General features: G+C 54.4%; 13 protein-coding genes. 5 read left to right on the plus strand and 8 right to left on the minus strand.

Features of this window, described 5'->3' with window-relative positions; translation table 11 throughout:
* Nucleotides 1-35: 35 nt before the first annotated feature.
* The 6 genes from SJY13_RS07065 to gstA all read right to left on the minus strand — a co-directional run bounded on the left by SJY13_RS07065 (nucleotide 36) and on the right by gstA (nucleotide 3,311).
* Complete coding sequence (locus SJY13_RS07065; RefSeq protein WP_377189442.1) at nucleotides 36-926, minus strand: NmrA family NAD(P)-binding protein; 891 nt, start codon at nucleotides 924-926, stop codon at nucleotides 36-38.
* Between the two features lie 60 nt (nucleotides 927-986).
* Nucleotides 987-1,874, minus strand: a complete 888-nt coding sequence (locus SJY13_RS07070; RefSeq protein ID WP_377189445.1) for a DMT family transporter — start codon at nucleotides 1,872-1,874, stop codon at nucleotides 987-989.
* Nucleotides 1,874-2,017: a hypothetical protein gene (locus tag SJY13_RS07075; protein WP_377189448.1), complete on the minus strand. Its 144-nt coding sequence runs from the start codon at nucleotides 2,015-2,017 to the stop codon at nucleotides 1,874-1,876. Before SJY13_RS07075 ends, SJY13_RS07070 begins: the two co-directional genes overlap by 1 nt.
* Nucleotides 2,018-2,096: 79 nt before the next feature.
* Entirely contained in the window at nucleotides 2,097-2,318 is a 222-nt protein-coding gene (locus SJY13_RS07080; protein ID WP_377189451.1) for a tautomerase family protein, read from the minus strand.
* A 4-nt stretch (nucleotides 2,319-2,322) separates the two neighbouring features.
* The gene (locus SJY13_RS07085) at nucleotides 2,323-2,703 is read right to left on the minus strand and encodes a nuclear transport factor 2 family protein (protein ID WP_377189454.1); all 381 of its coding nucleotides are present in this window, start codon (nucleotides 2,701-2,703) and stop codon (nucleotides 2,323-2,325) included.
* Complete coding sequence (gene gstA / locus SJY13_RS07090) at nucleotides 2,700-3,311, minus strand: glutathione transferase GstA (protein WP_377189457.1); 612 nt, start codon at nucleotides 3,309-3,311, stop codon at nucleotides 2,700-2,702. Before gstA ends, SJY13_RS07085 begins: the two co-directional genes overlap by 4 nt.
* A gap of 112 nt (nucleotides 3,312-3,423) precedes the next feature.
* On the opposite strand from gstA, the gene SJY13_RS07095 reads away from it, so the two are divergent.
* Both SJY13_RS07095 and SJY13_RS07100 read left to right on the plus strand, forming a co-directional pair.
* Nucleotides 3,424-4,332, plus strand: a complete 909-nt coding sequence (locus tag SJY13_RS07095) for a LysR family transcriptional regulator (RefSeq protein WP_377189460.1) — start codon at nucleotides 3,424-3,426, stop codon at nucleotides 4,330-4,332.
* Nucleotides 4,329-4,619, plus strand: coding sequence for a LysR family transcriptional regulator (locus tag SJY13_RS07100; RefSeq protein WP_377189463.1), 291 nt, complete (start codon nucleotides 4,329-4,331; stop codon nucleotides 4,617-4,619). The genes SJY13_RS07095 and SJY13_RS07100 overlap by 4 nt, the downstream gene beginning before the upstream one ends.
* 99 nt (nucleotides 4,620-4,718) lie before the next feature.
* On the opposite strand, the gene SJY13_RS07105 is transcribed toward SJY13_RS07100, so the two are convergent.
* Complete coding sequence (locus SJY13_RS07105) at nucleotides 4,719-6,026, minus strand: serine hydroxymethyltransferase (RefSeq protein WP_377189466.1); 1,308 nt, start codon at nucleotides 6,024-6,026, stop codon at nucleotides 4,719-4,721.
* A gap of 96 nt (nucleotides 6,027-6,122) precedes the next feature.
* On the opposite strand from SJY13_RS07105, the gene SJY13_RS07110 reads away from it, so the two are divergent.
* The 3 genes from SJY13_RS07110 (at nucleotide 6,123) to SJY13_RS07120 (ending at nucleotide 10,286) form a co-directional block, all read left to right on the plus strand.
* A complete protein-coding gene (locus tag SJY13_RS07110) occupies nucleotides 6,123-6,989 on the plus strand; it encodes a LysR family transcriptional regulator (protein ID WP_377189469.1) in 867 nt (288 codons plus the stop codon).
* A gap of 670 nt (nucleotides 6,990-7,659) precedes the next feature.
* Entirely contained in the window at nucleotides 7,660-8,655 is a 996-nt protein-coding gene (locus SJY13_RS07115; RefSeq protein WP_377189472.1) for an extracellular solute-binding protein, read from the plus strand.
* A 29-nt stretch (nucleotides 8,656-8,684) separates the two neighbouring features.
* Nucleotides 8,685-10,286: a BCCT family transporter gene (locus tag SJY13_RS07120; protein WP_234995154.1), complete on the plus strand. Its 1,602-nt coding sequence runs from the start codon at nucleotides 8,685-8,687 to the stop codon at nucleotides 10,284-10,286.
* Between the two features lie 509 nt (nucleotides 10,287-10,795).
* Here SJY13_RS07120 and SJY13_RS07125 read toward each other — a convergent pair.
* Entirely contained in the window at nucleotides 10,796-12,691 is a 1,896-nt protein-coding gene (locus tag SJY13_RS07125) for an adenylate/guanylate cyclase domain-containing protein (RefSeq protein ID WP_377189475.1), read from the minus strand.
* Nucleotides 12,692-13,859: the final 1,168 nt, after the last annotated feature.

A 13,859-nucleotide genomic window follows, 5' to 3' on the forward strand; every position in this document is an offset into this window, starting at 1 on the left:
TGCAATAAGGGCTGTTATCACGCTAATCACCCCGTCTATGTCACCATCGCACTGATGACAGCACCGAGGGAAAAAGTTCCTGCCCTGCGCTCAAAACCGCTATCCTCAGCAAAACTGATATGCCCCGAATTGAGCCCTTTTGTCATTTCCGTAAACCCTGCCAATGCGGGGGCTGAATAACCTGCGCCGGATAAGGCCTGCGGCCAAGCCGAGGTTGGCAATGCAGCAGGAACTATCGTCTTTGAAAGCACTCGGGATACACAGTTTGCAACATCCATCGGCGAATACCGCGCCGGACCTTCCAGCTCAAGTATCCTTACGTTACGCCAGTCTTCACATAACGCTTCCGCAGCAATACGCCCAATATCTTTAGTAGCGATCATCGGGATTTTCCGCTCAAGAGGAGCAAGAAAACTAGGAAGTTCGCCATGCTCTGCAGCTTGAACCAAAGGACCCCAGTTTTCCATGAAGTACGCGGCACGAAGAAAGCTCACGGGTATTTCTGTTCGGCTCAGATACGCCTCAAGACCCCTGTTCATGGCAATCCATCCAATCCCATTTGGTTTGTCAGCGCCGATCGAGGACAGGGCGACCACCTTCTGTAACTGTGAGTTGGCCACAGCTTCCGCGATGTTGCGCGCCATAGCGTCCGCTTGTTCGAACAAAGTATCTGATGAGTATTGTGGCGGACTGATAATATAAGCCCCATAGCCGCCAGAAAACGCGCGGTTTAAAGCCTCTACATCGGTGAAATCCGCGAAAACCACCTCTGCGCCCCAACGAGACCAGATAACTTCTTTGGACGCCTCGCGCACGACAACGCGCACACGTTTTCCTGCCCTTAACAACGCTTCGGCTGCGGCCGAACCGGTGCGCCCGCTAACACCCGTAACAATGTATAATTCATCTTTATCGTTCGTTTTCATTCTAAACTCCTGTTGCAACTCGGCGGATGACATTTTTAGTTCCGACCTATTTGAAGAGACCTAAGTCGCTTTTTGTGTCCTTGCTGTCGCCACAAAGACACCGAGCCCGGCGATCACCATTCCGAGCCAAGCGATAAGCGGCATGACCTCCCCGAGAACGATCCACGCGACGGCTGCCGCCATGGGAGGGACAAGAAAGAAGATTGCGGAGACTTTTGACACTTCACCGGCCCGGATCATGGCCAGCAACAATCCGATCGCTATCAGTGAGTTGGCGATGATCAGATAGATAAGCGACGCAATGAGTTGCCACGTCCAGGTGACCTGCATGCTTTCAAAGGCAACCATGAAGGGGAGAACCCCCAGCAGACCTGCCGTGAAACCAACCAGATTTGCGGTGACTGGATGGTGTGAAACTCCGAACCGCTTTTCCCAAAGCGATCCACCTGTGATGCCAATTAGGGCAAGTATGGCAAACACAAATCCTATTGGATGCGGTGCTGCGATCTCTGAGCGTGCAGTGATCACGACAACTGCACCCGCCAGCCCCCGGACGAGTCCAACCCATTGTCGCCAACTGACGGTTTCCCCTGCCCAACGTGGTGCAATCAGACCTGTCATTATGGGTTGCATGGCAAGGATCAGTGCAAGTGTCCCGACCGACAGCCCGGCGGTGAATGACATGTAGAACATACCAAAATACAGGGCCTGCAGAAGGAACCCGACGATAGCCAGATGTATCCATTGCGATGGTGTCTGAGGTAACGGTGGGCGCAGGATGACAAACAATCCAACCATGATGACCACCACGCAAGCAAAGCGCAGGGCCAAGAATGTCATTGGTTCGATATAGCCAAGACCGAATTTGGCGGCGACATAGCCTGTTGACCACATCACCAGAAATACTCCGGGCGCAAAGACAAGCCATGCTGGCCGGTGGTCGGTCATCAAAAACATCCTCGTCCGTTGATTAGTGTCAGGCCCTCAACCAAGTCAGGGGTCTCGCCCAGGAGAGGGATCACCAACAGCGTTGCCACGCCGGGAGTGTCATAGAGCTTTGCATCTGCCTTAGTTTGCTCAAAGCGTGGCATATGACGCCTCCTTAGCTGCGACGCGCAGTTCCGCACGCCGCCATTTTTGTGGATTGGATTATGTGGAGGAGCCTTGTGCTCAGGATTTGGTCGCTCGAATGTGACTGACCTGCTGACCCTGCATACCCCAGTTGTCGAGCGGCACTTCGTCGATCACCACAAAGGTTGTGGACGGGTTCTTGTTCAAAACCCTTTGCATCAGGTCAGTGACGCCAGCGATAAGCTCGGCCTTTTCCTCTACCGATGGGCCCGTGCCGTTGGGGCCGCCTTCCTGGGTCACCTTGATGTTGACATAGGGCATGGCTTCAATCCTTTCGCTCAACAAAGGAAAAGACTTTGGTCAGCACCCGCCATCCATCCTCTGTATTGATTAGTGTCAACAGGTCCTGATAGTTGCGGCCCATCATGGTCATGCGCGCCTCAACAATGCCGATCCGGTCCCCTTTGAGGGCAATCCGTTCGATCACCTCGCCGCGCGGGTCACCACGGGATGCAGGCGGTGTTCGCGCATCGATGCGCGACATGTAAGCCTCCAGTCCCATCTGTTCATAGGTGCCTGCCGTGCCGTTCACGTAACTCAGGCCTGCGTGAAACACCGAGCGCAGCACCTTACTGTCCGAGTGATAGAGCCCCTCAAAATAGCGCCCCAGCAGAGTGCAGACCTCGCTGTTTTCAGAACCGGTCATTGCACCAACCCCTCAGCAGCAAAGGCCGATTTGGTAGCCGGACGCGCCGCAATGCGCGCGACATAGGCCGCAAGTTTTGGCCACCCCGAAAGGTCAATCGCCTTAAAGTTGGCCCAGTTGACCAGCACAAATGTGTAGGCATCTGCGACCGAGAACTGATCGGCGACCAAGTAATCTCGCCCATCCGACAAGACCGTTTCCAGATAGTCATACTTGGCTGCGACTTTCTCTTGTGCCGCTTCCTGTTCCGCATCCGTCGAGCCGTTGGCGAACAGCGGGCCCCATGCTTTGTGCAATTCCGCAGCGGCGTAATTCAGGAACTGCTGCAGACGCGCGCGTTCGACGCTGCCAGCGGAAGGTGCGTAGGCGCGCTCGGGATTGTTGTCAGCGATGTACTGAAGGATAGCAACACCTTCGGCAAGGTTCTCACCAGCGTCCGTTTCCAGCGTCGGTACATATCCGTTTGCGTTGATATCGCGGTAGGAGCGCCCTGTTTCGGTCAATCCGGCAGCGGTATCGACTGCCTCGGTATCAAATTCGGCACCCACCTCGTACAGCATGATATGGCTGGCGAGCGAACAGGCACCAGGTACGTAGTAGAGTTTCATGACAAGCTCCTTTTTCGTGTTGCTTGCCTTGTCGTACCTCTCTTTTCGAACGATTGATAATATCGAGATTTCATGTTTATGATCTATTCAACAGATCATATGGACTATCAAGATGACGCTTGACCAACTCATCGCTCTGGATGCTATCGTTGCCACTGGCACCTTCCGTGCGGCGGCGGAGAGGATGAACAAAGCACAATCCGCCGTCAGCCATCAAATCCGAAAACTGGAGGCAGAACTTGGTTTCGATCTGTTTTCTCGCGATGCTTATCGCCCCAGCCTGACGTCTGAAGGTGAAGTTTTTTATCGCGAGACCGCCCGCGTGCTGGAGCAGGTAAATGGATTGAAATCAGTGGCCGCGGGCCTACGCAGCGAACAGGAGCCTATGATCTCTGTCGTCATGACGGCGACCATGTCCTTGGATCCCATCCTGATGGTCCTTGGCGCCGTTGGCCGGAAGTTTCCCGAAACACATATTCGGGTGTCGACCGAGATGATGGGAGGGCCTTTGGCGCGGCTGATAGAGGGCGACGCAGATCTGATCATCGCCGGGCTCGAGGGCGTTCCTCTGGATGACGTCGAAACCTTGCCAGTGGGCGCGATTGTCATTCGCCCTGTCGCAAGCCCGGACTTTCCCGCCTCACAGCGCACCGGTATGCGCTCCCGCCAGGAGATGCAGGCCTACACGCAGGTGATTGTGTCGGGTACTGGAGGACGAACCTTCGACCAAAGCCGCGATCTGCTCACTGGCGGGCAGCGCTGGACAGTATCTGATTTCGAGGCCAAAAAATCAGTACTCAAGGCGGGCTTGGGATGGGGTGGCATCCCAGAACATCTAATGCAGCATGAATTGGCGAACGGGGAACTTGTGCCGTTGACGGTTGAAGGATACCCCCCACGGCATACCGAGATCTTCGCCATAAGGCGACGAGATCAGCCGATGGGGCAAGTCATGTCGCGGCTTTGGGCTGACTTACAGCAGGCTCGTCAATTGACGCCGGATCCCGATAGCAATCGTTGAAGATCCTGAGCCCCACGCGTTCGCAATCTGCGACAAGTCTTCAGATCAAGCGCCTCGAAGCGATCCTGGGTCAGCCGGTCTTTGACAAGCATGGTCGCGGCGTGGTCCTGCGCGACACGGGACGAAAGCTATTTCCAGTCGCGCAGGAGGTGACGGCGCGTCTCGACGCGGCACCACGAGAGATTTCCCAGAACACGGTAAGCGGGAAACTACGTTTGGGCATACACGGGCCGCCCAATCCGGACATTGGCCATGTCGTTTCAATGTTGCGGTTGCAGCCCGCATAACTGCCATTCGCCGCGTGTGCGAAATCTGGACATGTTCCAACTCGATGCATTTGCGACTTTTCAACTACTTACTGCGGCGGTCCTGGTGCCGGGATGCAGTTAGTGGACAAAGCAGAGCTTTTGAAATTCGCGCCTCCAAGACGCAACGTCAACGCCCACCTGCTCGTTCCTCAGCCCGCGTTTGATCAATCCTGCCAGACGCTCGGCATCCGCCGACGTCATGCCCCAGCGGACAAGCTCTGGTGTGCCGATCCGTAGCCCATTCATATCCCCCTCAACCGGCACCAACGGCAAGCCGATTCCACAGGCAAGAAAGCCATTTTGGCGCAGAGCCCTCGAGGCTGCTTGTCCGCCGCCAAAGGGCTCAGCCAGGACTGCGAATTGGTGAGAATTGGTGAACCCTTGGGCGCCCGCAAACACAGGCACGCCTTGCGTATCAAGCGCAGCAGCCAAGGCTTGCGACATGGCGATCATCTCTGTCGCATAGGCCGCCCCAAAGTCTTTCCAATCGAGCATCGTCACGGCCAATGCCGCAGTTTTTGCTACGTCGAAATTGGCGGTCATACCGGGAAAGGCAATCGCATCCAAGGCTTGTGCGATTTCGGGATCGTTTGACACGATCAGCCCGCCCGCGGGTCCGCCAAGGCTCTTGTAGGTGCTCATTGTCATAAAATGCGCACCCTCGGTCAGGGGGTTCGACCATGCACGCCCTGCAATAATGCCGCATTGATGTGCGGCGTCGAACATGACCTTGGCGCCAATCTCATCGGCAATCGCCCGCACCTCAGCCACAGGATGCTCAAACAGGTTCAAACTGCCCCCAATTGTGATCAGCTTAGGCGTCTCAGCCAGGGCCAAGGCCCGCAACTGCTCCAGATCGACGGTATAGCCATCAGCGTTTACCGGAGCTTCGATAGTGCGTAGCCCATAGAGCCCCGCACAGCCTGCAACATGATGCGTGACATGGCCTCCGATCGAGGCGGGGGGAGCGATGATCGTGTCCCCCGGTTTACAGGTCGTCATGAAGCCATAGAGGTTGGCAATCGCACCAGAGGGCACACGCACCTCTGCATATTTGGCGTCGAAGACATCCGCGCAGAGCTGCGCGGCGATCACTTCGATTTCCTCAATCGCTTCCAGCCCCATTTCGTATTTGTCGCCGGGATAGCCCAAAGACGGGCGTGAACCGATGCCCGAGGACAAAAGCGCCTCGGCCTTGGGGTTCATCACGTTGGTCGCGGGGTTGAGGTTGAAGCACTCTTCCTCGTGGATCCTGCGGTTCTGTTCGGCCAGTGCTTCGATCCGCACCAGAAGACCCTCAGATGTTGCAACCGATGCTTTCCGTGCGATGTCCTGAACCAGGGTTTCGCTTGTGCTTGGCACCCAGTGTCGTTCTGCAAGTGTCATTGGCCGTCCTCCTTTTCAGAATGTTGTGACGGCGGAACCGTGACAGCGCAAATCAGATTTGCTATTTCTTGGCGTAGAAAAACTAAGGCTAGGGAAATGAGTGTTGCGCCCAAACGCCCCAAAGGGCCTCCGTTGAACGCCATGCGCGCCTTTGAGGCCGCGGCGCGGCATGTCAGCTTTGTCGCCGCAGCAGAGGAGTTGAACGTCACGCCCGGCGCGATATCGCAGCATATCAAAACACTTGAAAGCTGGGCGGGTACCCCGCTGTTTCGTCGCAACGCGCAGGGCGTCGCGTTGACCAAGGCAGGCGCGTCTTTGAAAGCAAGCTTCACCTCCGCCTTCGACGGGCTGGCGGATGCCACGCGCGCGCTGCGCAACCTCAAGCCCAAAGCAGATTTTCATATCGCGGCCCTGCCATCTGTTGCTCAGCTTTGGTTGCCGAAAAGGTTGAGCCGGGTCAGGGCGCGTTTTCCCGAGATCAACTTTTCGGTCACGGCGATGGAGTATCCGCCCAGCCTGTCGCGGGAATTGTTCGATCTGGCGATTTTCATTGGCGTTCCTGACGGGACTGACACGCATATCCCCATTTGCGCCGATGAAATCGTTCCCGTTTGCGCGCCAGATCTTTTGGGGCGCAGGGATGCGCTTGACACAATGACCCTTCTTCACGATCAGACATGGGCCGATGACTGGACCATTTGGTCCGGGGCGACCGGCATCCCTCTGAAAGAGCCACGAAACGGCCCGCAGTTTTCGCTCTATAGTTTGGCCGTAGAAGAGGCGAAGGCAGGTGCAGGCGTTTTGATGGGACATCTCTGCCTAATCGAAGATGCGCTGGTCAATAATTCCCTTGGACCAGCAAGCAAAGATTCATGCCACAGTGGCCGATTTCTGTATTACCAAATCCCTGATGCCGCCAGACAGAGAGCTGAAACCCAACAGGTATTGGCACTGCTGTCCTAGATCGGCCCATTGCTGCCGTTCGCCAGTGGGTCGAGATACTGCAGCGCGGCCCGTTGAACCAGCCTTTCGCTGAACACGCACAATCTTTGGTCGAGCGAACACCCAGATCGCGAGACGTTCCTTCCTTTGGTTTGCAGTAAATTAATGTCGGGCCCAGCCCAAAGATGTCATAACATTTTGCGCCTTGGGTGGAGAACGGTCTTTGCTTCACCGTTGCAAATATCTGCCATGCGCAGGAGACGTGAATTGCAATATCGCGACAGGCGGAAGATTGGTTAAAAACAAGATTGGGACCTCAACAGTTTCTAAAATGCTACCACCAGGGCTCCAATTCTGTCGCCCGGACCTCCTGAACCGTCGCATTTGATCGCTGGTGCTTTCGAATATTACTGATCATTGGGGTATATTGAAGTATTGTTGCTGAGCGGATTGGGCGTGGGCCCTGAAGATGACCTAAACGACGTTCTAAAACAAACTTGGAAGCGGTCAGGGAGGAGCTTTTTCAATGTATTGTAATCCAAACGCAGTCAGAGGCTGTCAGATTTTGATAGCCGTGCTGTTTACGTCTCTCTCTGCGAGCAACGTAATAGCACAAAGTACTTCTGAAGGTGACGTCACGATCCCAGAACCCGGGCCGACCATCACGTTCACATCTTGGACCGGCCCTTATATGCGAAGTCAGATGCTTGGCTTTGTGCGCCCCTATGAAGAGGCGAACAACGCCAAAGTGCATGTTGCACATTACAATGGCGGCATTTCGGAAATCCGCGATCAGGTCGAAAGTGCGAATGTGATTTGGGATGTGGTTGACCTGACACAGGCGGACTCTCTTCGTGCCTGTGAAGAGGGGCTTTTGGAGAATATCTCTAACATTGAACTGCCTGATGGTGTGGATGGCACCCCATTTCGAGACGATTTCGTCGAAGGCGCCCTGAACGACTGTGGTGTCGGTGTCATTGTCTGGGGAACCGCATACGCATTTAACAGTTCTCAATTTGCGGACACGCCTCCCTCAACCATCGCTGATTTCTTCGACACCGAAACCTATCCAGGTCCACGCGCGATCCGAAATGATCCGACAGTGATTATGGAGTGGGCTATTATGGCTGATGGCGTGGCGCGCGAAGATGTATACCCAACACTTGAAACCGAGGAAGGCGTTGAGCGCGCCCTGAAAAAGATGGACGGAATAAAATCCGGTTTGCAAATCTGGGAAACCGGTCGTGAACCGGTGCGCATGCTGAACGCTGGTGACGTAGCGATGTCTTCAATTTGGGCAACAACAGGCGCGACCGCTGCGCAGGAAGAGGGCGCAGATTTCACCGTCAATATGGACGGCCGTGTGATCGAACTGGATTTGTTTGGTATTCCAAAGGGAAGTCAGAACAAGGAAGGCGCCATCGACTTCATTCGCTTTGCCAGCAGCTCAAATTCACTGGCAGACATGGTTGGGCACTTACCAAATGGTCCGACCCGTAAATCCTCAATGGCACTCCTGTCAGATGACGTTTTGGCGCGTATTCCGAACGGCCCGGCGTATGAGGACAATCTTTACATTCTGTCAGACGCTGAATGGTGGGCAAACAACCATGCGCGTCTGGAGGAAGCGTTTCAGTCTTGGCTCGTGACGTCTGAACGTCAAGGCGCTGCAGGATCAACACGGTAAGCCGAAACAACAGGGCTAAGAGGTGCAAAATGAGTGATCAATCGACACAGAAACCTGACAATCTTGTTGCAAAAAGCGGCTTGTTCAAAGGTATGAACCCGACGATGGGTATCGCTTCAATGGTAATGATATTGGGGTTTGTGTTCTTCACAATTCGCGATGTCGAGGCTTCAAGTGCGATCTTTGCGTCAGGCAAGGATTTTATCATCGGCAGTTTGGACTGGTTTTACGTACTGGTCGTCAACGTAGCACTGTTCTTTGTGATTTGGCTGATGATCAGCCGGTTCGGTCATGTGAAACTGGGTAAAGATGACGACGAGCCCGATTTTTCGACGTTTTCATGGATCTGCATGTTGTTTAGTGCCGGCTTGGGATCTGGGCTGATCTATTGGGGCGTGGCTGAGCCGATGTTCCATATTCAAGGCAGCCCTTTTCTCGATCGTGCAGGAATCGAACCCGGGTCGGTCGGTGCGGCAGTGTCCGCCGTTACGATTACAAACTTCCATTGGGGGTTCCACGGTTGGGCTCTGTATGTGCTGGTCGGACTATCTCTCGCATATTTTTCTTATCGTCATGGGTTGCCACTTACACTGCGCACGGCGCTTTATCCGGTGCTCAAGGAGCGGATATACGGTCCTTGGGGGCACCTCGTCGACTTGATCGGAGTATTTGGTACCATATTTGGCCTGGCCACCTCATTGGGATTGGGTGTAACGCCGATCGCTGCTGGTCTTGAAGACCTGGGCTGGATGGCCAATACCCAAACAAATCAGTTAATCCTTGTCGCAGTCATTACCTGTCTCGGTACAGCTTCCGCTGCCTCCGGCGTTGGCAAAGGCGTGCGCATCTTGTCCGAGGCCAACGTTATGGCAAGTATTGGACTGCTGATCCTTTTCATAATCCTGGGGCCGACAGCATTTTTGCTGGGCATCACGATATCCGGCTTTGGCGACTACTTGTGGACAGTGATCCCGATGGGCTTCTGGATCAATGGTGAGCCCGAGAACCAATGGCAGAGCTGGTGGACGATCTTCTATTGGGGCTGGTGGATCGCATGGTGTCCGTTTGTGGGCCTGTTCATTGCACGCGTGTCCAAAGGTCGGACAATCAAGCAGTTCTGCTATTGCGTGCTTCTAATTCCGACATCGGTTGTGATGCTGTGGATGGGGGTCTTTGGTGGCGCTGCCGCAGGCGTTGATCTGTTCTATGACGCGGGCGTCGTCGAAGCAGTTAACAACGACTATGCGGCTGGCGTGTTCCAAACAGTCAAAGGATTTGGCTATACTTGGCTGGTTTATCCGATCACCGTACTGATCACAGTCCTGCTGATTTCGTGGTTCGTCACGTCTTCTGACTCGGGGACGTTGGTGATGTGCACAATGCTGTCGATGGGTGACGAACACCCACCGGTCAAGTTCCGTGTTTTCTGGGGGATTACGGCAGGCGTTGTGGCTGGAGTTCTGATGCTAGCTGGCGGCTTGAGCGCGCTCCAGACGGCTTCAATCGTCGCCGGGCTGCCAATTGCCGTGATCTTACTGTTCATGATCTACGGCATCGTCAAATCGCTTCATGCCGAACATCCCTTGCCCGATGTTGCGGATAAGTATGAGCTGGAGTTCCTCAACAGATAACCCAGCTCTAACGTACAATTTATCGAAAGGCGGCCTCATCCGCCTTTCGCGATTTCCAGCATTGGTCGCGAATAAGCGAAATACAACGGAGAGTGTCTAGGTGACTTTCCCCCAGCCGCATTGCAGCACTTTTTGTTATAGGTAGCAATGCGAGTGAACAGACACGTCAACGTCTTTTTGGGGCCGTCCGCCAAACTTTGCAAGGTAGGGCCGTCCAAGCATTGTTGCCATTTGAAGTCAGCCAAACATCGGCCAAATTGGACTCACAGCCGCCATCAGATGCTGCGCAGCATCCGCACAATTTCAACCTCAGTTGGCGACACGAGCGGCCCTAGTAGCCGTTGATCTGTGGGCATCGTCGCTGCGGCGCGGCCCGTCAAAGGAGACATTCGCTGCGCGAACGAAGCTGGAAGACGGACGGAGGTCCGAAGAGGCGGACAAAGTGTAAATTTGCTTCGCGTTCCTCAATGGCAGCTAGCATGCATCCACCTCGACAACTTCTTTGGCGGTTATTCCGACTTCCGATCCCGCAACCCCGCCTTGCGTAAGTCTTCAACAAAGCGCTCGCCAACGCTTGAATCGCGAAACTTCCCCTTCAGGCTATGCCTTAGATCGTCGAGCGTGTGATCAGGTTCGTTTTTCAGCAGTTCATCAATCACGGCCTGAGCATCCTCAATCCGACCCAGCCGTACATAGAGCGCAGCTTGTGTGCGGCGCGCAAGATTTGGCATCCTCGTCATCTGGTCTATTGAGGCTAGCCCTTCTTCATACTCTCCAGAAAAATACTGTGCCCACGCAAGCGTCCATAAATACCAATCAGGATGATGGGGGTTGAGACGGATCGCGGACTTAATGCGCCCAAGAGCTTCGTCTACCCGACCAAGATAAACCAACACCTCTGTAGAGTCGGCCAAGACCCCGGCGGAGTTTGGATTGAGGGCGATGGCCCGGTTGTATTCAACTTCGGCTTGTTCAAGGTCGCCCGATTGCATTTTGGCACTTGCCAAAACCCAATGTGCCAGAGAGCTTTCGGGATCAAGCTCAACAGCTTTTTCGGCCATAGCAAACGCTTGTTTCAGCGCGTCCTCTCGCGGTCTGTCGGCACACCACCCCCAACGGAAACAGTTGATGTGCACCCACGCCATACTGAAATATGCCGCCGAGTACCCCGGGTCGAATACCAGCGCATTTTCAGCCAGACTTAACGCTTCCGCGTGACCTTCCGGTGTGAATTTCAATCGTTCTGCCCGGCTGAGATAAATGAGTTCGTAGGCCTGCAGACTCTCGGTTGGCTGGCGCAGCAGGCGGTCATATTCTGCGAGGTTGATACTCTGTTCCAGAGCCGCAACAATGGTCCGGGTGATTTCATCTTGCAGGGCAAATATGTCCGCCATGTTGCGATCATAGGTCTCCACCCAGATCGCGTTTCCAGCGGTTGCGTCTATCAACTGCGCTGTGACCCGTAACTGGTCTCCGGATTTTTGTTGGCTGCCTTCAAGGATATAGCGGACGCCAAGTTCTTTGGCGATTTCTCGAACGTCCATTGCCTTGCCATTGTAATAGAAGCTTGAATTACGTGCGATGACAAAGAACTCGGAAAACCGTGAGAGCTTGGAGATGATCTCCTCGCTGATCGCGTCGCTTAGATAGTCTTTGTTCGCGCCCTGGCTCAGGTCACTGAAGGCCAACACTGCGATCGACGGTTTTTCGGGAAGAGGTTGCTTCATTTCCGCCGCCTCTAACGGTTCAAATTCCAGCCCGTTGAGCTGCCACCATAGGATTCCTGTAAAGATAAGAAGTGCCAGAAAAACTGGTACGACCATGCGCTTTGCGCGTGTTCTTAGACTCTGCGGGGGCGAGACTATGGATGTCGTCAGGTTTGCCGCCTTTTCATTCAGCACGACGTGAAACACCGGGATTGGTCGTTCAATGTTCTTGGCGTCAACTTCACCCTGATCTTCAAAATCCAGATCCAGCTTGTCGCGCACCTGGTTGCGCACATTTTGATGGACGCTAACACCACCGGAAGTAGCCAACCCTTCAAGTCGTGCCGCGACATTGACGCCATCGCCATGGATGTCGCCATCTTCGTCGATGACGTCACCTACGTTGATACCTATTCGGAAATCTATGCGCTCATCCTCGGGCACATCCGCATTCCTGTCGGACATGGCGCATTGCACTTCAACCGCAAATCGCACGGCATCGACAGCACTGGCAAACTCCATCAACGCGCCATCGCCCATCAACTTGATCGTATGACCGTTGTATTGAAACGCTTTGGGATCGATCAATTCTAAGCGGTGCCGCTTAAGTGCGGCCAATGTGCCCACCTCATTCCGACCCATTAAACGGGAATACCCCACAGCATCTATGGCGAGGATCGCGGTGAGACGGCGTTTCAATCTGGTCTCCCTTCGTAAATAGGTTAGGCAAGCGGGGTGTCACAATCCATGCGATTTCTAGCCGAAAAATTAAGACATCCCAATAAGCCACCATTCACCAAGGACGGGCTATTGGTCAAATTGGGCTTACTGCGGTCATGCGGTGGTGCGGCATCTATCTTAGCTTAATCCGAAGAACCGACGTTGGTGACGGCCCTTATTGCCCTCTGCGGAACTGAGGGTGGGGCTTTGCTTTACCTGTAGTGCTAACTTGGCGGGTCGTCCGTAGCGATCTGAGACAGTAACGATTACATCGTCCAGTGGTTCGCCCAACGCAGCTCTCTGGAGAAAAACGCTATCTGCAATGGCCTCGGAGATACCGCGTGCGCCGCCCTCGATCAAAAGGCTCGTCAAATACGTAGCGACAACTGAGTCTTCAAATGTATATCCAGTATCACCTGTTGCCTCGGGACTCGCCGGCATTCCCTAATCCACTTTTTTGCTCGAATTTCCCTATATTACTCAGCCATTAGTTGAACAAAAGCATAAACATGTCAGATGTATCGCTGCGTTGACCAACTAATGTCCGGAATGAGGTTCCGCACTGCAGAAACGTGTCCTCACCGTCAAAGTCCGCATGGGACCGACTGTCACTTTTGCGGTATGACAGAATTTAACAATCGCCAATGGTGGCGGGTCATCCTCCCCGCCGCTTTCCTTTCCTAGGTCAGCGGGATTTGTACAAGCCAAACACCCCTGGCCGTCAGGGTGAGGGCGCAGCCCTCCCCCTCGGGCAACCCTATTAGACAGGGCCGTGTCCTCTGCTGCGCCTCCGGTCCGCACCACCCCTGTCGAATAGCATTGCCTCGCCCCCTCCCGCGTTCGCCACGTGGCAGATCAGCAGGAACAGGCAGCTTCGCTGTCTGATCTGCAAATCAGCCCTGATTTTCCAAAAGGGAAGCCAGGTCAAACAAAGTCATTGCGGGAGTATCAAAATAGGGATTCTGGATCAGTTTAAGACGCAAAGGTCAAATTCAACTGATGGCCAACATCGGGGGGTGCCTTCCGATGTCGAACGTTCACCCGTTTCTGGTCCAACTATGACGGTTGGGTCCGGTTCGTGTGACGTTCAACAGGATGTCGGGCGACACATAGTTTTGCCATTCAACGACAGCTAAGTCATTGATTG

It is taken from the genome of Ruegeria meonggei (genome assembly GCF_042768335.1).
GTDB classification, from domain to species: Bacteria; Pseudomonadota; Alphaproteobacteria; order Rhodobacterales; family Rhodobacteraceae; genus Ruegeria; species Ruegeria meonggei.

Excerpts from the sequence above, each read along its gene's own strand:
- SJY13_RS07070 (WP_377189445.1), bottom strand. The coding sequence starts at position 1,874 with ATGACCGACCACCGGCCAGCATGGCTTGTCTTTGCGCCCGGAGTATTT.
- SJY13_RS07065 (WP_377189442.1), bottom strand. The coding sequence starts at position 926 with ATGAAAACGAACGATAAAGATGAATTATACATTGTTACGGGTGTTAGC.
- SJY13_RS07080 (WP_377189451.1), bottom strand. The coding sequence starts at position 2,318 with ATGCCCTATGTCAACATCAAGGTGACCCAGGAAGGCGGCCCCAACGGC.
- SJY13_RS07085 (WP_377189454.1), bottom strand. The coding sequence starts at position 2,703 with ATGACCGGTTCTGAAAACAGCGAGGTCTGCACTCTGCTGGGGCGCTAT.
- SJY13_RS07115 (WP_377189472.1), top strand. The coding sequence starts at position 7,660 with ATGCGAAGTCAGATGCTTGGCTTTGTGCGCCCCTATGAAGAGGCGAAC.
- SJY13_RS07120 (WP_234995154.1), top strand. The coding sequence starts at position 8,685 with ATGAGTGATCAATCGACACAGAAACCTGACAATCTTGTTGCAAAAAGC.
- SJY13_RS07105 (WP_377189466.1), bottom strand. The coding sequence starts at position 6,026 with ATGACACTTGCAGAACGACACTGGGTGCCAAGCACAAGCGAAACCCTG.
- SJY13_RS07095 (WP_377189460.1), top strand. The coding sequence starts at position 3,424 with ATGACGCTTGACCAACTCATCGCTCTGGATGCTATCGTTGCCACTGGC.
- SJY13_RS07110 (WP_377189469.1), top strand. The coding sequence starts at position 6,123 with ATGAGTGTTGCGCCCAAACGCCCCAAAGGGCCTCCGTTGAACGCCATG.
- SJY13_RS07075 (WP_377189448.1), bottom strand. The coding sequence starts at position 2,017 with ATGCCACGCTTTGAGCAAACTAAGGCAGATGCAAAGCTCTATGACACT.
- gstA (WP_377189457.1), bottom strand. The coding sequence starts at position 3,311 with ATGAAACTCTACTACGTACCTGGTGCCTGTTCGCTCGCCAGCCATATC.